The 23,991-nt window shown below is 40.8% G+C and carries 25 protein-coding genes; 15 read left to right on the forward strand and 10 right to left on the reverse strand.

Features of this window, described 5'->3' with window-relative positions; translation table 11 throughout:
- The first annotated feature begins 97 nt into the window (after positions 1–97).
- From ACLN19_RS05840 to tpx, 5 genes are all read left to right on the forward strand, one after another.
- A complete protein-coding gene (locus ACLN19_RS05840) occupies positions 98–1,174 on the forward strand; it encodes an aspartate-semialdehyde dehydrogenase (protein ID WP_413384258.1) in 1,077 nt (358 codons plus the stop codon).
- 65 nt (positions 1,175–1,239) lie between these two features.
- Positions 1,240–2,169, forward strand: coding sequence for a 4-hydroxy-tetrahydrodipicolinate synthase (dapA, locus tag ACLN19_RS05845; protein ID WP_413384260.1), 930 nt, complete (start codon positions 1,240–1,242; stop codon positions 2,167–2,169).
- Positions 2,170–2,208: 39 nt separating this feature from the next.
- Complete coding sequence (locus ACLN19_RS05850; RefSeq protein WP_413384262.1) at positions 2,209–2,547, forward strand: ATP cone domain-containing protein; 339 nt, start codon at positions 2,209–2,211, stop codon at positions 2,545–2,547.
- 83 nt (positions 2,548–2,630) lie between these two features.
- Positions 2,631–4,172: an ABC-F family ATP-binding cassette domain-containing protein gene (locus tag ACLN19_RS05855; protein WP_413384264.1), complete on the forward strand. Its 1,542-nt coding sequence runs from the start codon at positions 2,631–2,633 to the stop codon at positions 4,170–4,172.
- Between the two features lie 74 nt (positions 4,173–4,246).
- Entirely contained in the window at positions 4,247–4,744 is a 498-nt protein-coding gene (tpx, locus tag ACLN19_RS05860) for a thiol peroxidase (RefSeq protein ID WP_413384266.1), read from the forward strand.
- Positions 4,745–5,036: 292 nt separating this feature from the next.
- Here tpx and ACLN19_RS05865 read toward each other — a convergent pair whose 3' ends face one another.
- The 6 genes from ACLN19_RS05865 to ACLN19_RS05890 all read right to left on the reverse strand — a co-directional run bounded on the left by ACLN19_RS05865 (position 5,037) and on the right by ACLN19_RS05890 (position 10,152).
- Positions 5,037–6,020 (reverse strand): FAD:protein FMN transferase, encoded by a 984-nt coding sequence (locus tag ACLN19_RS05865; protein WP_413384268.1) that lies wholly within the window; start codon positions 6,018–6,020, stop codon positions 5,037–5,039.
- 176 nt (positions 6,021–6,196) lie between these two features.
- A complete protein-coding gene (locus ACLN19_RS05870) occupies positions 6,197–6,934 on the reverse strand; it encodes an excalibur calcium-binding domain-containing protein (protein WP_413384271.1) in 738 nt (245 codons plus the stop codon).
- Between the two features lie 80 nt (positions 6,935–7,014).
- The gene (locus ACLN19_RS05875) at positions 7,015–7,524 is read right to left on the reverse strand and encodes a helix-turn-helix domain-containing protein (protein WP_413384273.1); all 510 of its coding nucleotides are present in this window, start codon (positions 7,522–7,524) and stop codon (positions 7,015–7,017) included.
- Between the two features lie 161 nt (positions 7,525–7,685).
- Positions 7,686–7,871, reverse strand: a complete 186-nt coding sequence (locus tag ACLN19_RS05880) for a 4-oxalocrotonate tautomerase (RefSeq protein WP_413384275.1) — start codon at positions 7,869–7,871, stop codon at positions 7,686–7,688.
- Between the two features lie 73 nt (positions 7,872–7,944).
- A complete protein-coding gene (locus ACLN19_RS05885; protein ID WP_413384277.1) occupies positions 7,945–8,613 on the reverse strand; it encodes an ABC transporter ATP-binding protein in 669 nt (222 codons plus the stop codon).
- A 12-nt stretch (positions 8,614–8,625) separates the two neighbouring features.
- Positions 8,626–10,152: an ABC transporter permease gene (locus tag ACLN19_RS05890; RefSeq protein ID WP_413384279.1), complete on the reverse strand. Its 1,527-nt coding sequence runs from the start codon at positions 10,150–10,152 to the stop codon at positions 8,626–8,628.
- 249 nt (positions 10,153–10,401) lie between these two features.
- Here ACLN19_RS05890 and guaC point away from each other — a divergent pair, with 249 nt between their 5' ends.
- Entirely contained in the window at positions 10,402–11,385 is a 984-nt protein-coding gene (guaC, locus tag ACLN19_RS05895; RefSeq protein ID WP_413384281.1) for a GMP reductase, read from the forward strand.
- 67 nt (positions 11,386–11,452) lie between these two features.
- Here the strand turns inward: guaC and ACLN19_RS05900 are convergent, their stop codons facing one another.
- Complete coding sequence (locus tag ACLN19_RS05900) at positions 11,453–12,094, reverse strand: SUR7/PalI family protein (RefSeq protein ID WP_413384283.1); 642 nt, start codon at positions 12,092–12,094, stop codon at positions 11,453–11,455.
- Positions 12,095–12,166: 72 nt separating this feature from the next.
- The gene (locus ACLN19_RS05905; protein WP_413384285.1) at positions 12,167–12,358 is read right to left on the reverse strand and encodes a hypothetical protein; all 192 of its coding nucleotides are present in this window, start codon (positions 12,356–12,358) and stop codon (positions 12,167–12,169) included.
- A gap of 154 nt (positions 12,359–12,512) precedes the next feature.
- On the opposite strand from ACLN19_RS05905, the gene ACLN19_RS05910 reads away from it, so the two are divergent.
- From ACLN19_RS05910 to budA, 4 genes are all read left to right on the forward strand, one after another.
- Positions 12,513–13,001, forward strand: coding sequence for an NUDIX hydrolase (locus tag ACLN19_RS05910; protein ID WP_413384287.1), 489 nt, complete (start codon positions 12,513–12,515; stop codon positions 12,999–13,001).
- Between the two features lie 16 nt (positions 13,002–13,017).
- The gene (locus tag ACLN19_RS05915) at positions 13,018–14,193 is read left to right on the forward strand and encodes an AI-2E family transporter (protein WP_413384289.1); all 1,176 of its coding nucleotides are present in this window, start codon (positions 13,018–13,020) and stop codon (positions 14,191–14,193) included.
- On the forward strand, positions 14,183–15,421 hold the full coding sequence (locus ACLN19_RS05920) for a tetratricopeptide repeat protein (RefSeq protein ID WP_413384291.1): 1,239 nt from the start codon (positions 14,183–14,185) through the stop codon (positions 15,419–15,421). Before ACLN19_RS05915 ends, ACLN19_RS05920 begins: the two co-directional genes overlap by 11 nt.
- 92 nt (positions 15,422–15,513) lie before the next feature.
- The gene (budA, locus tag ACLN19_RS05925) at positions 15,514–16,233 is read left to right on the forward strand and encodes an acetolactate decarboxylase (protein WP_413384293.1); all 720 of its coding nucleotides are present in this window, start codon (positions 15,514–15,516) and stop codon (positions 16,231–16,233) included.
- A 21-nt stretch (positions 16,234–16,254) separates the two neighbouring features.
- Here the strand turns inward: budA and ACLN19_RS05930 are convergent, their stop codons facing one another.
- On the reverse strand, positions 16,255–17,910 hold the full coding sequence (locus tag ACLN19_RS05930; protein ID WP_413384295.1) for an Rqc2 family fibronectin-binding protein: 1,656 nt from the start codon (positions 17,908–17,910) through the stop codon (positions 16,255–16,257).
- Between the two features lie 340 nt (positions 17,911–18,250).
- Between ACLN19_RS05930 and trpX the strand changes: the two genes are divergently transcribed.
- Genes trpX through ACLN19_RS05945 form a run of 3 tightly spaced genes read left to right on the forward strand, consistent with a single transcriptional unit; the run spans position 18,251 to position 20,887 of the window.
- Positions 18,251–19,246, forward strand: coding sequence for a tryptophan ABC transporter substrate-binding protein (trpX, locus tag ACLN19_RS05935; protein ID WP_413384297.1), 996 nt, complete (start codon positions 18,251–18,253; stop codon positions 19,244–19,246).
- Between the two features lie 16 nt (positions 19,247–19,262).
- Positions 19,263–20,132, forward strand: a complete 870-nt coding sequence (locus tag ACLN19_RS05940; protein ID WP_413384300.1) for an ABC transporter permease — start codon at positions 19,263–19,265, stop codon at positions 20,130–20,132.
- Entirely contained in the window at positions 20,129–20,887 is a 759-nt protein-coding gene (locus tag ACLN19_RS05945) for an ABC transporter ATP-binding protein (protein ID WP_413384302.1), read from the forward strand. The genes ACLN19_RS05940 and ACLN19_RS05945 overlap by 4 nt, the downstream gene beginning before the upstream one ends.
- 52 nt (positions 20,888–20,939) lie before the next feature.
- Here the strand turns inward: ACLN19_RS05945 and ACLN19_RS05950 are convergent, their stop codons facing one another.
- Positions 20,940–21,200 carry a SemiSWEET family transporter gene (locus ACLN19_RS05950; RefSeq protein ID WP_413384304.1) on the reverse strand — a complete coding sequence of 87 codons (261 nt, stop codon included), beginning with the start codon at positions 21,198–21,200 and terminating at the stop codon, positions 20,940–20,942.
- A 234-nt stretch (positions 21,201–21,434) separates the two neighbouring features.
- Here ACLN19_RS05950 and ACLN19_RS05955 point away from each other — a divergent pair, with 234 nt between their 5' ends.
- On the forward strand, positions 21,435–23,096 hold the full coding sequence (locus ACLN19_RS05955; RefSeq protein ID WP_413384306.1) for a ribonuclease J: 1,662 nt from the start codon (positions 21,435–21,437) through the stop codon (positions 23,094–23,096).
- A gap of 52 nt (positions 23,097–23,148) precedes the next feature.
- On the forward strand, positions 23,149–23,934 hold the full coding sequence (locus ACLN19_RS05960; protein ID WP_413384308.1) for an alpha/beta hydrolase: 786 nt from the start codon (positions 23,149–23,151) through the stop codon (positions 23,932–23,934).
- Positions 23,935–23,991: the final 57 nt, after the last annotated feature.

A 23,991-nucleotide genomic window follows, 5' to 3' on the forward strand; every position in this document is an offset into this window, starting at 1 on the left:
GCTTTTTCATCTTTTCAATCAGGCTAAAAAGTGATATAATTAACTATTATAATGTTAGAAAATTTTGAATGCGAAAAGTATTTACGGAGGTAAAGACATGGGATATACAGTTGCGGTTGTAGGGGCTACAGGTGCTGTCGGCACACAGATGATTAAGCAATTGGAGCAATCAAGCTTGCCAATTGATCGCGTGCGTTTGCTATCATCTAGTCGTTCAGCTGGGAAGCAACTTTTTTTTAAGGGTGAAGCGATTACCGTAGAGGAAACAACCAAAACAGCTTTTGAAGGTGTGGATATTGCCTTGTTCTCAGCTGGAGGTTCTACGTCAGCGCTGTATGCTCCCTATGCGGTAAAAGCAGGTGCCGTCGTTGTTGATAATACATCACATTTCCGCCAAAATCCTGATGTGCCTCTTGTTGTACCAGAAGTCAATGCACATGCCATGGACCAGCATAATGGTATCATCGCTTGTCCTAATTGTTCGACTATTCAGATGATGGTAGCTTTAGAGCCTATTCGCCAAAAATGGGGCTTAGATCGTATCATTGTCTCTACTTATCAAGCCGTGTCAGGTGCAGGAGCTAGAGCTATCGAAGAAACCAAGTCACAATTTAAGGAAGTCTTAAATGATGGCCGCGATCCTAAAGATGTGACGGCAGAGATTCTACCAAGTGGTGGGGATAAAAAGCATTATCCGATCGCTTTTAACGCACTTGCGCAGATTGATGTCTTTACGGACAACGACTATACCTACGAAGAAATGAAGATGACCAATGAAACCAAGAAAATTATGGAAGATGACAGCATTAAGGTCTCAGCGACTTGTGTGCGTATTCCTGTTTTATCGGCTCATTCAGAGTCTATCTACATCGAGACAAAAGACCTAGCACCTATTGAAGAGGTTAAAGCAGCTATTGCTGATTTTGATGGGGCAGTGCTAGAAGATGATCCTAAAGAGCAGCTATACCCACAAGCCGTCAACGCAGTTGGTAGTCGAGATACCTTTGTGGGACGTATTCGTAAAGACTTGGATGCTGAAAAAGGTATTCATATGTGGGTAGTTTCTGATAATCTTCTCAAAGGAGCTGCTTGGAATTCTGTGCAGATTGCAGAAACCCTTCATGAGCGCGGCTTGGTTCGTGCGACAAGTGAGCTCAAGTTTGAGTTGTTGTAGTTTTTGACGAGTGAAATCAAATCGTCTATCAGTCTGCTTTTGTAACAAATAGAAAAGAGAACATTATGTCAATTGACGCTTTAAAACAAGTAAAGCTCATCACAGCTTTAGTGACACCATTTAAAGAAGATGGCTCTATCCATTTTGATGCACTGCCTAAGTTGATTGAGCATTTATTAGAACATCACACAGAAGCCCTCTTATTAGCTGGGACAACAGCTGAGAGTCCGACATTGACTCACGATGAAGAGCTAGAGCTATTTGCGGCCGTTCAAGATATTGTTAAAGGACGTGTCCCTTTGATTGCAGGTGTAGGGACCAATGATACGAGAGATTCTGTGGATTTTGCCAAGGAAGTAGCTGACTTTGGTGGTTTTGCAGCTGGTCTAGCGATTGTTCCTTATTACAATAAACCGACACAAGAAGGACTTTATCAGCATTTTAAGGCAATTGCTGATGCGAGTGACTTGCCTATCATTATCTACAATATTCCAGGGCGAGTAATTACAGAGTTGACGCCAGAAACGATGATACGCTTGGCGCAGCATCCCAATATTATCGGTGTTAAGGAATGCACCACCTTAGACAATATGGCTTATCTTATTGAGCATAAGCCTGAGGACTTTTTAGTCTATACAGGTGAGGACGGTGAGGCTTTTCATGCCATGAATTTGGGTGCTGACGGTGTCATTAGTGTTGCTTCTCATACCAACGGTGATGAGATGTATGAGATGTTATCAGCTATTGAGTTGGGAGATATAAAAAAAGCGGCCAAGATTCAAAGACAATTTTTACCTAAAGTCAATGCACTCTTTTCAGTAGCGAGTCCTGCGCCAGTTAAGGCTGTGTTGAATCATCTTGGATTTGAGGTAGGACCATTAAGGTTGCCATTGGTGTCATGCACACAGGCAGAAGCGGAACGCATTATTCAAGTGGTGTTGAATTATGAGCCGACACCTTACTATGTGACAGGCGTTCTTCGTCCAGACTACTAGACAATACAAATGAGATAGCGAAAAAGTAAGGAGGTTGTTATGCAAGTAACCAAGCGTAATGGGCAGGTTGTAGCCTTTGACCCAGATAAGATTTATCAAGCCATTTTAAAAGCAGCGCAGACAGTCTATGCCTTAGATGATGCTCTGAGACAAGACTTAGCTCAGGTCACTAAAAAAGTGGTGATTGACCTTGAAGAGGCGCAAGTTGAGCGGCCGACGATTAGTATGGTTCAATCTCTTGTTGAGAACCGTTTGCTAGATGCAGGTTATATCACTATTGCTGAGCATTATATTGCTTATCGTCTGCAACGTGATTTAGAGCGTAGCGGTTATTCAGACCATTTAGCGGTACATCTACATTTTGAAAAGCTTAAGTAGATGGCAAAGAGGCTAGGACATTGTTCTTGCCTCGTTTTTTTGAGGATTATCCAAGAAGCTAATAATATAACAATGAGGGAATTATGAGTATTTTAGAAGTTAAGCAATTAAGTCATGGTTTTGGAGATCGTGCCATTTTTGAAAATGTGTCTTTTCGTCTTTTGAAAGGCGAGCATATCGGTCTTATTGGTGCCAATGGTGAGGGAAAATCAACCTTTATGTCCATTGTTACAGGACATCTGCAACCTGATGAAGGAAAAGTAGAGTGGTCAAAGTATGTAAGCGCTGGTTATTTAGATCAACATACAGTTTTAGAGGAAGGACAGACTGTGCGAGACGTCTTACGGACAGCTTTTGATGAGCTTTTTAAGACGGAAGCTCGTATCAATGATATTTACCTATCGATGTCTGAAGATGGTGCTGATATGGATACTTTGATGGAGGAAGTCGGTGAGCTACAAGATCGCCTCGAGAGTCGTGATTTTTATACGCTAGATGCCAAGATTGACGAAGTCGCAAGAGCACTGGGCGTCATGGATTTTGGGATGGATAGTGATGTCACTGAGCTCTCTGGTGGTCAGCGTACTAAGGTACTTTTGGCAAAGTTACTCCTAGAAAAGCCAGATATATTGCTCTTAGATGAGCCGACCAATTATTTAGATGCCGAGCATATCGAGTGGCTCAAGCGTTACTTGCAGGATTATGAAAATGCCTTTATTTTGATTTCACATGATATTCCGTTTCTAAATGATGTGATTAACATTGTCTATCATGTTGAAAATTTAGATTTGGTGCGTTATACAGGTGATTACTATCAGTTCCAAGACGTCTATGCTATGAAAAAAGCTCAGCTTGAAGCAGCTTATGAGCGTCAGCAAAAAGAAATTGCCGACTTACAAGATTTTGTTAACCGTAATAAAGCGCGCGTAGCCACACGCAATATGGCGATGTCACGTCAAAAAAAGCTGGATAAGATGGAAAAAATCGAATTGCAAGCTGAAAAACCAAAACCAAGTTTTGCGTTTAAAGAGGCGAGAACTCCGAGTCGCTTTATCTTTCAAGCTGAAAATCTACAAATCGGCTATGACAGAGCGCTAACCAAACCGTTAAATCTAACGTTTGAGCGTAATCAGAAAATCGCCATTGTTGGTGCTAATGGTATCGGGAAAACAACGCTTTTAAAAAGCTTGCTAGGGCTTATTAAACCTATATCAGGATCTGTTGAGCGTGGTGATTATTTAGAGTTGGGTTATTTTGAACAAGAAGTAGCCGCTGGTAATCGTCAAACACCTCTAGAGGCCGTGTGGGAGGCCTTTCCAGCCATGAATCAGGCAGAGATTCGTGCAGCACTAGCAAGGTGTGGCTTGACCAGTAAACATATTGAAAGTCAGATACAAGTCTTATCTGGTGGTGAGCAAGCTAAGGTACGTTTTTGCCTTTTGATGAATCGTGAACATAATGTGTTAGTACTTGATGAGCCGACTAACCACCTAGATGTCGATGCTAAAGAGGAATTGAAACGTGCCTTGAAAGCTTACAAAGGGTCAGTGCTAATGGTCTGTCATGAGCCTGATTTTTATGAGGGCTGGGTAGATGCCATTTGGGATTTTAATGAGCTGAGCTAAGCTTCTAGGCAAAATAATCGTCAAACAGACCTTAAAAGGGTATAATGGAGGTATCTCTAGAAAGAAGGTAGCATATGACAACATTTTTAGGAAAACCTGTTACTCTTATTGGTGAACAGTTGGCTGTCGGTCAAGTGGCACCCGATTTTACAGCGATGACAACGGATTTGACCTTAAAATCCCTATCAGACTTTACTGAAAACTATAAAGTGATCAGCGTTGTGCCATCTATTGATACAGGTATCTGCTCAACGCAAACGCGTACGTTCAATCAAGTCCTATCAAACATGCCAGATACTGTCGTGATTACGATTTCAAAGGATTTACCATTTGCTCAAGCGCGTTGGTGTGGTGCAGAGGGCTTGGAGAAAGCGGTTATGTTATCGGATTATAGGGAAGGTTCTTTTGGAAAAACCTATGGCTTATTGATGCAAGAGTGGAATCTGCTAGCGCGTGCAGTGCTTATTCTTGACAAGGATAATCGTGTGACCTATGTTGACTACGTTGATAATGTCAATAGTGAGCCTGATTATGATAAGGCTGTAGCAGCTCTTAAAGCTCTTATAGATTAAGAAAAAGGCCAGTAAGATTGCAGTCCTTACTGGCTCTTTTTTGTGTTCAAACGAAAAAGTGAGCTATTATTTACTGTGTATGATTTGGACTGTTAGAAAAGTCCGAATTGCGAGATAATAATGGTGTGCTAGTATGCCCAACTACAGGTATGTGAAATTGGAGTATCATAAGATACGGTACTATATGTATCAGGAAGTAAGCGAGACAAGACCATTTTAGGCATACCTATCTCCTATTTCCTTATATCGCATAGCTACTTCTTGAACATTGGTATAGATGCAGTGACTTTTGTCACTGCATTTTGTGCTTAAAAGGGTTGATAATGAGTTGATAGCCACTAAAAGGTAGAGCAGAAAAGTGCTCGCTAAGACCTGTGGTGATGTATATAGCTCTCTCTTGAGTGATGATGATGGCTTCGATTCCCTCAAGGGATTCGACAGTGCTTAAGATGACCTCTAGTTCATAACCAAATAGACGACTTGTCCAAATTTCGCCATCTAATGAAGTTTTTGAGATAATGGTTAGGCTGACAATACTGGTCTTTATGGGATAGCCTGTATGTCTGTCTAGGATATGGTGGTAAGTTTTTGGACCAATCTTTAGATAACGTTCATAGATACCAGAGGTCACAACAGAGCGATTTTTGATGTGGAGATAGCCTAGACACAAGCCACGTTTTTGCATGGGCTGCTGGATACCGATTGACCAGTGGCTTTCTTGAGCTTGGGCTGGTGCTCCATAAGTTAGGATGTTACCCCCAAGATTTAGCATGGCAGAGCGAACGCCCTTAGACTTGAGGTAGCAGACGAGCTGATCTGCGATATAGCCCTTAGCTAGAGCACCTAAGTCTAACTTCATGCCCGTGTGTTTGAGAAAGACGCTCTTATTTTGGGAATCGAGTTGGATGTCGCGCGGATTAGTGAGGAGTAGTTGTGTTTTTATTTCGTCTGGTCTAGGTTTTTGAGCCTCTTTAAAGCCGATACGCCACAATTGCACTAAAGGCCCAATAGCAATGTTAAGTTGGCTAGGATAGGCTAGACTATGCTGTTTACCAATAGCGATAAGCTCAACTAATTGTGGGTGGCAATAGATAGGACTAAGTCCAGCTTTGTGGTTGATGGCCATCAATTCAGACTGACTGTCGTTAGCGCTAAAGCGATTGGTGTAGAGGTGAAGTTTAGCTACTAAATGCTTGATATGCTCACTTGGCTTATCTGAATCAATAGTTAAATCAATAACCGTCCCCATCAGGTGTAATCGATGACTAGCAAACATAGAAACTCCTTTATAGTATTGTGAGTAATAATAACAACGTACCTTACTTGATTTGTGCTTGATGTGAACATGTTGAGAGATACGATTTATCTTGGCTTAATTTCTTTTTGTTGCATTTTTACCTGACATGATTGTTACTTTCTAAGAAAGCACCCATTGGGTGCTTTTTGTGTTAGTTATTTGTTCCATTCACAAGCGATACCGTCTCCGTCACGGTCTAAGTGTACACCGTAGCCATCTTGCCCACGATAAATTGGACCAACTCCAGCATTTTGAGCGGCAGTACAGTTTGGGTAATGAGTTTTGGGACTTTGTTGAGGGGTAGTCCCTTGTACTGGTTGAGGATTTTGTTGTTGTGCTTGATACTGTGCATTTTGTTGAGCAACAATGTCCGCTTGTCTTTGTGCTTCTAGTTCAGCCTGTCTTTGTGCTTGTTCTTGACGTTCTGCTTCCCTTTGTGCTTCAATCTCGGCTTCTCTTTGTGCTTTTTCTGCGGCTGCTATTCTTGCTCGTTCTTCTAAGATGGCATTGTAAACAAAATTGACTCGTTCTTGAAGTTCCATTTTAGTAGCATAATCATTAACAATTTTGACAGCCTCTTGAGCAGGATAGTAGAACTCTATTATGCGGTGGTACTCTAGGTTTGCGACGGCTGTTTCGGCGTTTTGGATTATTCTTTCATTTTCTGCTTTTCTCCTCTCTTCGGCTATCTGTTTAGCGCTTTTAGAAGAAGAGGTGGTTGTCTTAGTACTTTTAGAAGATGATATAGAGGTCTTTTTTACATAGTTAATAGTGCCTGGTCGTTCTCTTCCATACGTAGCACTTAGCCATAATTCACCTAACAAGCCAAGTAGAAGAATAAACCCCAGTGCAATAAAAACGCCAGTCGTTATAACTTCTTTAGTGATTTTCATTTTTTTCTTTTCCCTCTCTCCTTAAATATAAAAAAATCATTTTAAAATAGATTAGGCTTATTGTCAATCCCTTTTGAGAATTATTTTTGATTAAGTAAGTTCTCTAACAGTCTATTGGTTTCTTTTTGAAGTTGGTTTCCCTCCTCTTGCGCATCCAGTATGGAGCGTAACAAGATATTGTTTTCGTCTATCTTATTTAAGAGTGAACGCTGTAACTTCAAATCAGCAGTGCTTAGGTTCTGCATGGTGGTGTTGTGGTCGGTTTGGTCGCTATCTGGAGTAAAATTATAGGTATTATTCCCTATAGTATTCATACTATTATTGTCACCCAGTATAATGTTTTTAGGTTCAACTCTTGGGACGTTATAACCCATAAGCCATGCTTCGCTAACTCCCAATGTTTTACCGAGCAATGTTAATTTATGTTGGTCTGGGGTAGATGAACCACTTAGATACTCTGATAACGAACTTTTAGACATCGAGATACCTAATTCCTCTTGGTACTTTTTAGATAAATTTAAAACATCGACTTGTCTTAAATTCCTTTCAGCCATAACTTGCTGAAGTCTTTGCGCTGTACTTGCTTTCATTAAATACTCCTTAAGGCTATGTCTGAACTTATACTATATAAGCTAATGAGAGGAAACGCTAAAAAGTTCGTATCGTTTCTCATACATTGACTAAGCTATGTGGAGGTGAACCGCCAATAGCATGGTGTTGAGAATCTGATACGAACTCTAAGTTTGGTCTGTTAGTTTTTGCGTTTCATTTCGCCGTGTGGGAAATAAGTGCCTTCAGGCATGTCATTGATAAAGACGTGGATATTGTCTTTAGGAGCTTTGGCAATACGTGAGACAACTTCAGTGACTTCACGCGCCAAGGCTTCTTTTTGCTCTAATGTGCGTCCTTCAAATAAATCAATTGTTACAAATGGCATAATAAACCAACTTTCTTTAAGTAAATGATACTTTCATTTTACCACAAAGCTATCAAAATCAGTAGCTTTAATGCTAAGTGATTTTAGAGAGGGGACGAAAGGTTTTATGTTTGAGTTGGTAGATGACATCAGAATTGTCTGCGACGTCTCTTTCATGAGTGACGATGATAACGATTTTACCTTGTTGGTGAGCGATATCTTTGAAAATGCTCATGATGTCTTGTGTGGTAGTATCATCAAGGTTTCCAGTAGGTTCATCAGCTATAATAACGTCGTGCCCAGTTGCTATAGCACGGACGATAGCCACACGTTGTTGCTGTCCGCCAGAGAGTTTTAAGACAGGCTTGTCCATTAAGTCTTCGCTGATGCCGATGCGCTTAAATAACTCAGAGATAGCTTGATCATCGCTTTTTTTACCTGAGATAGCTAGAGCTGCTTTGACATTTTGTCTAGCCGTCATATAAGTGAGCAGGTTGTAGGATTGGAAAATAGTAGCTACTCGATGTTGACGATAGTGAGTAAGACCTTTTTGGGAGATGTCCACATCATCTAAGAAAACAGCCCCCTCCTTAGGGCTATCAAGCCCAGCTAATAGAGATAAAAAGGTTGTTTTACCGCTTCCAGATTGACCTAGAATGCTATAAACCTGACCTGTTTCAAAACTTAGGTTGACGTCTTTAAAGAGATAATCATCAGGATGTTCTGTATAAGAATAGCCTAGGTTTTGTGTGCGTAAAATCATAAGAATTCCTCTCTAGTGTGATGTTAAAATATCTTTAGGTTTCATACGGATAATGCCAATGCTAGCCAGACACGTAGAGATAAAGGCGATAAGGATAGCAATGCCCCCTAGTTTACTGAGATCACTTGCAGTGACTTTGATATTTAAGTTGTTTATATCAGAAGAAGGGGAGATGATATTATGGATAGCTGTCATCGGTCCACCACCTTGAGGTGCGTTGTCGGGACGCTTGTTGTCAGTAGCTTTGGAGGTATTATCTGACGAAGTGGTGTCTTTTATCTCAGGCGCTTTGTCACCCTGTGGACCATTAGCGCTCATATGTGTAGCTGTCGTTGAGCTTAGCAGTTGTTGACCAAGGGCATTACCGATAAGATTACCACAAGCGCCAGCTAACATGATAGAAACGACCGCTACACTGACAAGCTCAATGAAAAACTGTCCAATAATCTTGAGACGATGTTCCCCTAAGCTCATGAGCACACCTATCTCATAGCGACGCTCACGTATGCTTAGCATGATGATCAAGGTGAGGATAATAGCTCCTGCCACAGCGACTAAAATAACAATGTATTGAGCAATAGATGAGATGGTGTTTAGAGGTGAGAGCATCTGCTGATAAAGTTCATCGCTTGAGGTAACACTGTATTTGTCGGAGTCGAGGTCTTTTTGGACAGTCTTGACAAAGCTATTGACTTTAGTAGGATTCTTGAGTGTATAAGTGGCAAGATCTAAACTATCGCTATTGCCTTTAAGGTTATTAGCAGTAGTGATAGTAGTGTAGATGTTATTAACAGGATTGCTACTATTGGTTTGAAGTTGAGCAGAAGACGTGGTTTCTGAGCTGGTGTAGATACCCATGACAGTCAAGGTGTGGCTAGTCTCAACCCCGTTAATAGTTGTTTTTACAGTAAAGTCATCACCGACTTTGAGATTATTTTTATCTGCTAAGTCTGATGAAATCAAGGCACTATTATCAGCGCTCTCTTCTGTAATGCCTTGACCACTACTAATACGATTGCTAGAGGAGCTAAAGCTGCTTAGATTATCAGTTGCGTTGACGCCAGTAATGGTGAAATCAAAAGATGCCATCCTTGCAAAAGGAGCATTCTCTCCTTGATTGGTTTGAGATGATGTTGTAGAGGATGTGCTGATAGGACTGATATGATCTCCTGCATTTGCATTAGTTGTACTGGTGAAGAGGTATGATTTGACCTCGCTATTTTCAGCTATTTGTTGGGCTTGACTTAAAGACAGACTAGGCATCGATGAGCTAGTATTAGTAGTTTGACTTTCTTGACTTTGTGATGTATTTTGGCTATCGGGTGGGGTCATTTGGCTCATCATATAATCACGGCTGACTGAGACACTAACAGAAGCGCCAGTCTCTTTTTTAGCGTTTTCCACGGCTGTATCAGCTGCATTTTTTATGGTTAGTCCTGCTAAAACAAAAACTAAAATAGCCGTTGTCACTAAGGTTAGGAGGGAAGTGCGCCCTTTTTTGGCTCTTAAAAAGAGAAAAGCGCGTGTTATAAGGTTCATAAAGAACTCCTTTCAAAATTAGCTTCTAAACAAAGCTTATAAAAGAAGCCTTAATCACAACTGAAAGAAAACTAAAGGAAAACTTAACAAAACGTTCGTAAATAACGAATATTTTATTAAAATAAAAGTCTTTAAATTGACGAAAAGCAAATCATTTGCTAGACTGTAAGATGGAAGGGTAAGATTTTTACCTAGCGATGTGAAAGTGATTTCGCATAGGAAGGTCATTTTATTTAGAGGAGTATAGCTATGCTAAATGACATCCCTGTTTTTGACTATGAAGACGTTCAATTGATTCCTAATAAGTGTATTATTAGTAGTCGCTCAGAAGCTGATACCAGTGTGACTCTTGGCGGTCATACTTTTAAAATGCCAGTTGTCCCAGCGAATATGCAGACGATTATTGATGAGACTATTGCTGAGAGATTAGCGCGTGAAGGGTATTTTTATATCATGCACCGTTTTGATGAGGCGGCGCGTAAGCCTTTTATTGAGCGTATGCACAAGGAAGGATTGATTGCGTCTATCTCTGTCGGTGTTAAAGACTATGAATATGATTTTGTGAGCTCGCTAAAAGAAGACGCCCCTGAGTTTATCACGATTGATATTGCCCATGGTCATGCAGATAGTGTTATGGCTATGATTAAGCATATCAAACAAGAGTTGCCTAAGACTTTTGTCATCGCTGGAAATGTCGGTACACCTCAAGCCGTTCGCGATTTAGAAAATGCAGGTGCTGATGCGACAAAAGTCGGTATCGGTCCTGGAAAAGTTTGTATTACTAAGGTTAAGACAGGCTTTGGGACAGGAGGCTGGCAATTGGCAGCGCTACGTTGGTGTGCCAAAGCGGCTCGCAAGCCTATCATTGCTGATGGTGGTATTCGTACCAATGGCGACATTGCCAAATCGATTCGATTTGGTGCGACTATGGTCATGATAGGCTCTTTATTTGCAGGCCATCTAGAGAGCCCAGGTCAGCTAGTAGAGGTCGATGGTGAGTCTTATAAGGAATATTATGGCTCTGCGTCACAGTACCAAAAAGGTGAGCATAAAAATGTTGAAGGCAAAAAAATTCTCTTGCCTGTCAAAGGGCATTTAGCTGATACGCTGACAGAGATGCAACAAGACTTACAAAGTTCTATTTCTTATGCTGGTGGTAAGGATTTAGACAGCTTATGTCATGTCGATTATGTTATTGTTAAGAATTCGATTTGGAATGGTGACTCTATCTAATCACAAGCTATATAAAAGACCCTTGAGATAAGGGTCTTTTTGTGTATTTAAATAACTAGTATGCTTATTAAATAGTTGATTCTGTGGCAATATCAGAGTTACCATCTGTCTCTTGGTCTGTGTCTGCTTTGGCGTTAACAGAGTAGATATCAGCCAGCATAGTTGCTGCAGTGTGTTCTCGACGAGCAATGGTTTCGTAGGTCGTCGTTCCTAAAGCAACCCCATAAATAGTCAAAGTGTCATCTTCGGCTAGTTCTTCTAAGTAACGCTCTTTTTCAATATAAGCGATAACGGTTTGTTCTTCACTGTCATCAGGCGTCAGATAGATGGCATAGGCTGTACCTTCCTCATCCTCAATGATATCAAAGATAGTCCCAGTGACATAGACTAGGCTACCTTCTTCTAGGTCTTCATTGAGCCAAGCATCCATATCTGCTTTTTGATAATCTTCAATCGTAGGGCTTTCAGAAGAACGTGATGTTGAGCTATCTTTTTTGCCAGAAGTGCTTGGTTGCCTAACAATGATGCGTTCTTCTTGGAAATCATCAGGATCCACCAAGGTGCTACTTACAAAGAAAGCAACGATGGCTACTGTCAGGGTAATCAGACTAGGGATACGTAGCTGTCTAAAGGATTTGAACAGGCTCATGACCAGCAATGTAAGTGCGATAAAAATCGCAATGAAACTAAGAATAAAGAGAAATTCCATAAGATCATTCCTTTTCAGATAAATCTAGGCGATAAATAAGGTCAGAAGTATGATAGACTATGACCTTAGGTATCATTTGTTGAAAAGCCCTTTGAGACCATCTAGTGCCTTGTCAAGACCACCAGCCTTTTCGACTAGAGATTTAGCTTGGTCAAAATAAGTGCCTAGGTCATCTTTATGCTCGTCGATAAAGGCTTTCGCAGCATTGATGTCTTTTTTAGCGATGAGGTCTTTGACTTCATTGAGTAATTCTGTTGGATTCATAGTTATAATCTCCTTAGGTTTATAACTCATTTAATCATATTTTGAAAGAGTTTTCAAGTAATTGATTTTATTTTGTGACCTGATGTCTTTTTTGTAAATTTGGCGTGAAAATCTGCTATAATGTAAAAGATAAGAATGAAAGAAAGGGAGATTAATGACACAGTTAGCAACGATTTGTTATATTGACAATGGACGTGAACTATTATTGTTACATCGCAATAAAAAGCCCAATGATGTGCATGAGGGAAAATGGATTTCTGTGGGCGGTAAGCTAGAGCCAGGAGAGAGTCCTGATGAATGCGCTAAGCGTGAAATCCTAGAGGAGACTCATCTCAAGGTGACGGAGATGGACTTTAGAGGTGTGATTACCTTTCCTAACTTTACCCCAGAGACAGACTGGTACACTTATGTCTTTAAGGTGACGGGTTTTGAGGGCGAGCTCATCTCAGACGAAGAGTCACGAGAAGGGACACTGTCCTGGGTGCCTTATGACGAGGTGTTGACAAAGCCTACTTGGGAAGGTGACTATGCCTTATTTAAGTGGATTTTAGATGATGTTCCCTTTTTTTCAGCGAAGTTTAGCTATGATGATAAGCAACGCTTGGTAGATAAAAGTGTCATCTTTTATGACAACAAAAAGTAAGCAAGGAGTTTTTGATATGAAGCAGCATCCTGATAAACAGTTTTCAGAAACATGGTTTTTCAGATGGATTTTAAACAATAAGGCATCAACTGCCATTATAATTACCCTACTTACAGGGTTGACCCTCTTGGTTTTGGTGAGAATTTCGCCCTTGTTTAGCCCAGTACTTGATTTTTTGAGTATCATCCTCTTACCCTTAGTCATCTCGGCTCTTTTGTACTACCTTCTAAAGCCTTTAGTGGATATGCTTGAGAAAAAAGGGGTAGGACGTAACCTAGCTATTTTCTTAGTGTTTTTGGTCATTGGTGCTATTATCGTTATGACATTTGCTAATGTGATTCCTTTGATTACACGGCAATTAGGGCATTTCATCGATGATTTACCAAGCTATATCCAAACGGTCAATAAAGAAATAAACGGTATCTTGGCGCATCCTTTGCTACGCAATTATCAAGGTGAGCTAGATGAGATGCTAAACAGCATCAGTGGCAAGGCCGTGGGCTATGCGGAGAGTTTTTCTAAAAATGCACTATCATGGGCTAGCAATTTTGCAGGCGCTTTTGCTCGTGTTTTGGTTGCTTTAGTGATTTCGCCCTTTATTTTATTTTATCTGCTACGTGATGGGCATCAGATGAAAGGTGGCATTTTAAAGGTGCTACCGACACGGACAAGAAGTTCTTTTTCACGGATTTTATCAGATGTCAATAACCAATTAGCAGGGTATGTGCAAGGACAGGTTGTCGTAGCTATTGTGGTTGGCTTGATGTTTGCTATTATGTACAGTATCGTTGGACTACGTTATGGTGTCACCTTAGGGATTATCGCAGGTATCTTGAATATGGTTCCTTACCTAGGTAGTTTTCTAGCTCAGATTCCAGTTTTTATCTTAGCGATTGTAGCTGGTCCTGTGATGGTATTAAAGGTGGCTATTGTTTTTGTGATTGAGCAGACGATTGAAGGACGTTTTGTGTCACCGCTTGTTTTAGGCACTAAGCTCAACATTCATCCGATTACCATCATGTTGATTTTATTGACAGCAGGGGCTATGTTTGGCGTCTGGGGCGTTTTTTTAGGTATTCCAATTTATGCTTCTGTAAAGGTCATTGTCAAGGAAGTTTTTGCTTGGTATAAGGTTGTTAGTGGTCTTTATGAGGACGTAGAGGAAGAGGAGGCACTAGATAATGTCAAATAGTGAAAAAATGCTAGTTGCCTTAGAGCAACAGGATTTAAAAAAAGCTAATCAATATCTTGAGAAAGCTTTGAGAGAAGATGAGAGTAGCCTCTTGTTAGAATTGGCAGAGTATTTAGAGAGTATCGGCTTTCTACAAGATGCCAAGCGCATTTACCTTGCTCTTAGAGAGGATTATCCGCACGTAGCAATCAACTTAGCCCAAATCGCTGCTGAAGACGGTGCTATTGAAGAGGCGTTTTTGTATCTGGAGGGTATCCCAGAAGATAGTGATGATTATGTCACCGCTCTTGTGGTTATGGCGGATTTGTATGATATGGAAGGTCTGGATGATGTGGCTCATGACAAGCTTGTCTTAGCCCACTCTATCAGCGATGATCCTTTAATTACTTTAGGATTGGCAGAGTTAGAGCTTGGTCTAGGACGCTTTGAAGAAGCTCTAAAGCATTATGCTAGTCTGGATAATCGCATGATTTTAGAGCAGACAGGCATCTCGACTTACCAACGTATTGGACGCATTTATGCTAGTCTTGGGAAGTTTGAAGCCGCAGCTGAATTTTTAGAAAAATCAGTGGAGATAGCCTATGATGACCAGACTGTCTTTGAGTTAGCAACACTGCTTTACGATATGACAGAGTACCAAAAGGCGGCGCTTTATTTCAAACAGCTAGATACTATAAATCCTGATTTTGCAGGTTATGAATACCCTTATGCGCTCACGCTACGTCAAGAACATCAGCTAAAAGAGGCGCTAAGATTAGTACAGCAAGGTTTGGGGAAAAATAGTTTTGATGGGCAGTTGTTATTATTAGCGTCACAACTTTCTTATGAAAACCATGATAGTCAGGCAGCAGAGCGTTATCTCTTAAAAGCTAAAGAGTTGGTCGAAGATGATGAGGAAGTGCTGATGCGCTTAACGAACCTTTATCTGGAGCAAGAACGCTATGAAGAGGTTGTTGCACTAGATAAAGAAGGTATTGATAATGTCCTCACCAAGTGGAATATCGCTCGTAGTTATCGCGCTTTAGAAGAGGAAGATAAGGCTTATGAGCTTTATCAAGATGTTGCTAAAGATTTGGCAGATAATCCTGATTTTTTGAAAGATTATGCTTATCTCCTTCATGCTTATGGTTATCAAGACAAGGCGCGTGAGCTAGCAGAGCGCTATCTCACTTATGTTGCTGATGATATGGAAATGCATGATTTTGTAAGCTATCTTAGAAAAGAGTGATTGACGTGTCAGCTAAGCCATTTTATTATGTCATGGTGGAGCATCAGGTTTATGAAAATAGGTGTCTATTAAGCAAGTTGTAGGAGAAAGATATGTCAGAAGCAGTGAAATTATTTCAATACAATACCTTGAGTGCCTTGATGGCTGGTCTGTATGGTGGGAGTTTGACAATTGGGGAATTATTAGAACACGGTGATTTAGGCATTGGCACTCTTGACTCTATTGATGGTGAGCTGATTGTATTGGACGGAAAGGCCTACCAAGCTAAAAGTTCAAAAGGTCAGGTAGCTGTTGTTGAGGTCTCGCCAGATGTCAAGGTCCCTTATGCAGCGGTTGTTCCCCATCAAGCTGAAGTTATTTTTAAGCAACGCTTTGAAATGACAGATAAGGAATTAGAATCGCGTATTGAATCTTATTATGACGGGGTCAATTTGTTTCGTTCGATTAAGATTACAGGGGATTTTGCAAGGATGCATGTCCGTATGATTCCCAAATCAACGCCAGATGTCAAATTTGCTGATGTCGCTGTGAGACAGCCCGAGTACACTAAAGAGCATGTGTCAGGGACGATTGTGGGTTTTTGGACGCCCCAGATGTTTCATGGTGTTAGTGTGGCAGGTTATCATCTTCACTTTATTTCAAGCGATCATAGCTTTGGTGGGCATGTCATGGACTTTGTGATTAAGGAAGGGGTCGTTGAAGTGGGTGCCGTTGATCAGCTCGATCAGCGCTTCCCTGTTCAAGACCGAAAATACCTCTTTGCTCATTTTAATGTGGATGAACTCAAAAAAGATATTGATAAGAGTGAATAAAAATAGACAAGATGACCTTGTCTATTTTTTGATTAGCATTGTGTTTATCTTGTCTGGGTTGGGTGTGACGCGCAGTGTTTTTTGGCCTGTATAAGTGACAAAGCCAGGTTTAGCACCACTTGGTTTATGTAATTTCTTGGCTTCGATCATATCCACCTGCACTAAGTTAGAGAGTCTAGCTTTAGAATAATAAGCGGCCAACTCAGCAGCATCTGTCTTGACCTCATCGCTAGGTGTGGTATTATCCTTAATCAGCACATGACTACCAGGGATGTCTTTAGCATGAAACCAAAGCTCGCCTTTTTTAGCCATCTTGAACGATAGGTCATCGTTTTGAAGATTATTTCGCCCGACCAAGATAATGGTTTGGCCGTCAGAGGCTAAGAATTCTTGAGGTTTTTGGCGTTTTTGACGCTTATCATGGCGTTTATACTTGATAAAGCCTGTCTCGACTAATTCTTCGCGTAATTCAGCAATATCCTCTAGTGAAGCTTGATTGAGAGCTGTTTCGACACTCTCAAGATAACTAATAGTATCTTTAGTCTCTTGGATGATAGTGGTTAGGTGTTTGACAGCTTCTTTTAGTTTTTGATATTTTTTGAAATAGCGCTGCGCATTTTGGCTCGGTGTGAGTGCTTTATCTAGCGAAATCGTGATATCCTGGTTGGTGTAATAATTGGCTAGAACGACCTTTTCTTGATTATTGGGGACCATAGACAGATAAGTGGTCAACAGCTCTCCTTTTTGGCGAAATAGCTCTGCTTTATCGGTATCAGCTAATTCTTTTTCTTGCTTGGCTAGCTTTTTGATATTTTTATCAAGCTCAGACTGAATACGATGGATAAGATCGCTTGCTTGTTGGCTAATGCGATCTTTTTCAGCTTTTTCATGATAGACATAATCAAGCAAGTCACCAAAGTCAGAAAAGCTTTCTTGAGCATCGCTAAAAGCGACAGGAGCAAAAGATTTTTCTGTGGTACAAGGGGAGCTTTCTTGAGAAAAGAAAGCACGAAACTGTTTGAGTTTATTACTTTCTAGATGTTTGGCTAATTCGTAAGCAGTATCTCGCCCCAATCCCTGAAATTGCCGTTGCAGGTTTTTAGGCGTAAGCTCTTGCGTCTGTAAGATTTCAAAGAGTTTGTCATCAGCGATAGTGAAGGGATTTTGAGCAGTGCTTTGAGGTGGTGCGATATAGCTAGCTCCTGGTAAAATGGTGCGATAGCTATTTTGAGAAAACCCTACGTGTTTGATAGATTCGATGATTTTATCTTCGGCTTTATCGACCAGCATGATATTACTGTGTTTGCCCATGATTTCAATGATAAGTGTTACCTTGACCTTATCGCCAATTTCATTTTTATTGGAGACCGTTATTTCTAAGATACGGTCGTTTTCTATCTGACGGATACCTTCAATGACAGCTCCTTGGAGATACTTACGCATAATCATGGTAAAGGTATTGGGGTGTTTAGGATTTTGAAAGTCAGTTTGTGTGATTTGCACACGTCCAAAGACAGGATGAGCAGATAGGAGGAGCTTATAGTTGGTGCGATTTTGACGAATAGCAAGTACCATTTCACGCTCAAAGGGCTGATTGACTTTTTGGATACGTCCCCCAGCTAGCTTGTGTTGTAACTCTTTTGTGAGATGATGTAGAAAAAAACCATCAAAAGACATTATTTCTCTCCTTGTGTTGTTTGGTCTTTTTATTATAACATAGACTAAAGTGTCAGAGGGAAGAAAAACTAAAAAAGCTATTGCCAATTGTCAGAATATAGTGTATAATTAAAACATCAATGATTCAAGAAAGGAGACTAGCATGACATATACGGTTTATACAGTAGCTAAAGATTGGCGTAGATAGACTCGTATTTATGTGTATGGCATAGATACGACTTTTGGTGTACATCAAAACGTGTCTATGCGCTAGTCAATTACTCTATATAGCGCATGGTAGGTTACTATCAGGCGCTTTTTGATTGTCTAAATAAGAGGAGTTATCATAAAGGAGTTATTCATGAAAAATAAAGCATTGATTCTAACAGTTATTGCCATAGCCTTGTTGGTGTGTGGTTCGCTTATCTATAAACAATTAGATACCAAAACAAAGAGCACTCATCAAGTTGCTAAAGTAGGGATCTTACAATACGTCACTCACGAGGCGTTAGACGAGATTGAAAAAGGGATTGAAGATGGCTTAGCTGATGCGGGGTATTCAGGAGATAATGTCGAGCTGACGCTTTTAAATGCTGAAGGTGACCAAAGTAAGATTCAGACGATGAGTCGTCAGTTAGTATCTGCGGATAATGACGTTTTGATTGGTATTGCGACTCCTGCAGCTCAAGCCTTAGCATCGGCAACCTCAGATATCCCAGTTGTAATGGGAGCAGTCACTGACCCTGTTGGTGCAAAGCTTGTTAAAGATCTTGAAAAACCAGAAGGAAATGTCACAGGTCTTTCTAATAAAACGCCTATCAAGCAAGCGGTAGAATTGATTGGAACCTTGACTCCTACTGCTAAGACTATCGGTGTTTTGTATGCTAGCAGTGAGGACAACTCTGTCTCACAAGTAGCTGACTTTAAAAAATATGCCCAAGAAGCAGGCTTAACTGTGAAAGAATATGCTGTACCCACGACTAATGAAATCAAAACGACTATGTCTGTGATGACAGGACAAGTGGATGCTGTCTTTGTCCCACAGGACAATACGATTGCTAGTGCTTTTACGACGGTAGTCGATGTAGCTAATACAGCTAATCTGCCTGTTTACTCGAGTGTTGATAGCATGGTTAAAGAAGGCAGTATTGCAGCTATCTCACAGAGTCAGTACAATCTAGGGCTTGAGACAGCCAAGGTAGCCGTCAAGCTACTAGCAGGTAAAAAAGTATCAGAAGTACCTGTTGAGATTGTGGATACTGGTGAGGTGACTTTAAATATGAAAGCTATCAAAGCACTAGGCATCACCGTTCCAGCTGATGTTTTAGAAACAGCAGATATCGTTGTGGCAGAATAAATAGAAAGAGAATATTATGATTATTTCATCTGTATCACAAGGACTCCTATGGGGGATTCTTGGTTTAGGGATTTACCTTACCTTTCGGATTTTAAATTTTCCAGATATGACGACAGAAGGCTCCTTTCCACTTGGAGGCGCTGTGACCGTCACCTTGATCAATCAGAATGTCGATCCCTTATTGGCGACTTTAGCAGGGATGTTAGCAGGGATGTTGGCTGGTTTAGTGACAGGTCTTCTTTATACTAAGGGGAAAATCCCTACTATTTTAGCTGGTATCTTGGTGATGACTTCTTGTAATTCTATTATGTTGATGGTGATGCAACGCGCTAATCTCGGCTTGTCAGATCACAAGCGTATCCAAGACTACCTTCCCTTTGATGATGAGGTCAATTTACTAGTTTTAGGTCTTTTGGCGGTGGTTATCGCTATTTTAGCAGTTGTCTATTTTCTTTATACGCGTCTAGGGCAAGCTTATATCGCAACAGGGGATAATCCTGATATGGCAAGGAGCTTCGGTATCAATACAGACCGTATGGAGCTTATGGGGCTTGTCGTCTCAAATGGCTTGATTGCTCTATCAGGATCTCTTGTTAGTCAGCAAGACGGCTATGCCGATGTGTCTAAAGGTATTGGTGTTATCGTTATTGGGCTAGCAAGTATTATCATCGGTGAGGTGCTCTATGCGTCTAGCTTGACGCTTCCTGAGCGTCTAGTCGCTACTATTGTGGGGTCAATATTCTATCAGTTTTTAATTGTCCTTGTCATTGCGCTTCACTTCAATACCAATTATCTCAAACTCTTTAGTGCTATTGTCCTTGCTATCTGCTTAATGGTACCTGTCTTTAAGCAAAAACTTTTTAAAGGAATGAGGTGGTCACGATGACAGCTGTAATTGAGCTAAAAGATGCTACAGTAGAGGTTAATAACGGCTTTGATGAAGTCAAAACGATTTTAAATCATGTTGATTTAACCATTTACGAGCATGACTTTATTACGATTTTAGGTGGTAATGGTGCTGGCAAATCAACCTTGTTTAATGTGATTGCAGGGACCTTGATGCTAAGTAGTGGAAGCATTTCGATTTTAGGGCAGGATGTGACCCATCTTCCAGCTCAAAAGCGAGCCAATTATTTAGCGAGGGTCTTTCAAGACCCTAAAATGGGGACAGCTCCTCGTATGACGGTTGCTGAAAATCTCTTGATAGCCAATTATCGTGGTCAGAAACGTCGCTTTGTGCCACGTGGTATCCACCACTTTAAAGAGGAGTTTACAAACTTACTGAAAAAGACAGGCAATGGTCTTGATAAGCATTTGGAAACCCCAACAGGTCTCTTATCTGGTGGTCAGCGTCAAGCCCTAAGTCTGTTGATGGCGACCTTGAAGCGCCCAGAATTGTTACTTTTAGACGAACACACAGCGGCTCTCGATCCTAAAACAAGTGTCTCTTTGATGACATTGACAGATGAGTTTGTTCAAAAAGATAAGTTGACAACCTTGATGATTACTCATCATATGGAGGACGCTCTGACATATGGGAATCGTGTACTGGTCATGAAAGAAGGCAAAATCATTTCTGATTTGAAGCAGGAAGAAAAGGCGAAGTTAAGTCTAGCAGATTACTACCAACTCTTTGAGTAAACTATCAAAAATCCCCTTTAGCTAAAGGGGATTTTGCGTATGCTTCATTTCATTAGATAAGTGCCGTTAGGGCAGTGATAAGACCAAACACAATACCTGGGGCATTGGCAGCGGCTAGTGGAATATCGCGCTCTTTTTTAAAGAGCCCATAGTAAACCCAGAGACTACAGTTAATAGCGGCAACTAGGGGTTGTACAAAGTTTCCTTTATGTCCAGCGAGATTGTCCATAATTTGCGGGATGTAGGATACATACATCATGACAGACATAAAAGTGGCAATCCAGCCAAGTGTTTTCATTTTATTTTCGCTCATTTTCAAACTCCTTTCAATAGACCATTATTATAACATAGCTATTTTTACAATTGTACTAAAAGGTTGGAGACTATGTTACGATTAGTTGGCACTTGGCTGACAAATTTTGTGGTAGATAGCAGACCCTTTAGCACTAAATGGAAAAAGTATGGTATAATAAAAATGCTGTAATTCGACTTATCACACGGAGATAAGGACCGTATGTAATCAAAATATCAAAAAAGGAGTGAGATGATGACAGATATCAAAATCATGGCGCTTGGTGGCGTTCGTGAGAATGGTAAAAATTTATACGTTGTTGAAGTCAATGATGCTATTTTCGTCTTAGATGCAGGATTGAAATACCCTGAAAATGAACAATTGGGGGTGGATGTTGTTATTCCCAACCTGGATTATTTGATTGAGAACAAAAAGCGTGTTCAAGGGATTTTTCTCACGCATGGGCATGCTGATGCTATCGGAGCGTTGCCTTATCTGATCTCAGAGGTGAAGGCACCTGTATTTGGCTCACCATTGACCATTGAGTTGGCTAAATTATTCGTTAAAAATAACAGCTCTGTCAAGAAATTTAATCATTTTCATGTGATTGACAGCGAAACTGAGATTGAATTTGAAGATGCGGTAGTGTCTTTCTTTAAAACGACGCACTCTATTCCAGAGAGTATGGGGATTGTCGTTGGAACAAAGGAAGGTAACATCGTCTATACAGGTGATTTTAAATTTGACCAAGCCGCTCGTAAATACTATCAAACAGACCTTGGGCGTTTGGCAGAAATCGGTCGAGAAGGTGTTCTTGCCTTGCTGTCTGACTCTGCCAATGCGACAAGCACTGACCAGATAGCTAGTGAATTTGAGGTAGGAGATGAGATTGATAATGTCATCTCAGAAGCACCAGGGCGCGTGATTGTGGCAGCAGTTGCCAGCAATCTTGTGCGTATCCAGCAAGTCTTTGATGCTGCAGCTGAGCATGGTCGAAAGGTAGTGCTTACAGGATTTGATGTCGAAAATATCGTGCGTACAGCTATTCGCATGAAAAAAATCCGTCTAGAAGATACCAATCTACTCATCAAACCAAAAGATATGAGCCGATTTGAAGACCATGAATTGGTGATTTTAGAGACTGGACGTATGGGTGAGCCTATCAATGGGCTTCAAAAGATGACAGCAGGACGCCATCGTTATGTGGAAATCAAAGAAGGTGATTTGGTCTTTATTGTCACAACACCAAGTATCGCTCAAGAAGCTTTAGTAGCACGCACAGAGAATTTGATTTACAAAGCTGGTGGTAGTGTCAAGGTCATCACTCAAAATCTTCGTGTGTCAGGTCATGCTAATGGCAGAGATCTGCAGTTGATGATTAACTTATTGAAACCTAAGTACCTCTTTCCTATCCAAGGTGAGTACCGTGACTTGATAGCGCATGCTAATTTGGCAGAAGAAGTCGGTATGTATCCTGAAAATATCTATATCGTCAAGCGTGGTGATGTAATGGTCTTACATGAGGATGGTTTTCTTCATGAAGGTGGTGTGGCTGCAAGTGATGTCATGATAGATGGCAATGCTATCGGTGATGTCGGCAATATCGTCCTTCGCGATCGTAAAGTGCTCTCAGAAGACGGTATCTTTATCGTAGCCATTACCGTTAACAAGAAAGAAAAGACCATTATTTCACGAGCTAAAGTGCACACACGTGGTTTTGTCTATGTGAAAAAAAGCCGTGACATTTTGCGTGAGAGCGCCGATTTGGTCAATAGTACGGTTGAGGATTACTTGGCTCAAGACAGTTTTGAGTGGGGTGAGCTAAAAGGGGCTGTTCGTGATGCCCTCAGTAAGTTTTTATTTGAGCAGACCAAACGTCGCCCTGCGATTCTTCCAGTGGTGATGGAAGTGCGTTAGCAACTAAGATTGCCTTTTGGGCAATCTTTCTTTATCATGAGGAGGCTATGATATGGCATTTATGACGATTGAATATTATTCAAAAGCGCTAGGGATGGAGCGTCAGGTCAATGTTATCTACCCAGATGCTTTTGAAATCGCAAAAGAAGAGGTTGATGATAAGGATATTCCTGTCCTTTATCTATTACACGGTATGGGTGGCAATGAAAATTCGTGGCGTAAGCGAACACCTATTGAGCGATTATTGCGCCATACGAATCTGATAGTTGTGATGCCCTCGACTGATCTTGGCTGGTACACCAATACGAGCTATCAGATGGCTTATTATGATGCCATAGCTATAGAGCTACCTCAAGTCTTACATCGTTTTTTCCCTAATATGTCAACCAAGCGTGACAAAACCTTTATTGCAGGTCTATCCATGGGCGGCTACGGCGCTTTTAAAATCGCCATGAAGACCAATCGCTTTTCCTACGCCGCCTCTTTTTCAGGAGCACTAAAATTCGATGAAAAAGCTCTTCAAAATAATACAGACACTAAAAGTGCTTATTGGTCGGCTATCTTTGGCGGACTTGATGACAAAACCATTGAGGCAAATAGTCTGTCAACCTTTGCTAAAGCATCGGATAAACAGACACATTATTACGCTTGGTGTGGTTATGAGGACTTTTTATACGAAGCCAACCAAGAGGCTGTTGAGGAATTTCGTGAGTTAGGTTTGATGATTGACTACCATACCAGTCATGGCAAGCACGAATGGTATTATTGGAGCAAGCAACTAGAGGCATTATTAGAGTGGTTACCGATTAATTATGTCAAAGAAGAGCGACTGTCTTAATAAAAACATACTAAGATTAGTAGTGAGGACATCTCCGACGGGAGAAAGTACTCACTG

Origin of the sequence: Streptococcus lishijunsis (assembly GCF_047290665.1) — a bacterium.
In the GTDB taxonomy this organism is placed as follows: domain Bacteria; phylum Bacillota; class Bacilli; order Lactobacillales; family Streptococcaceae; genus Streptococcus.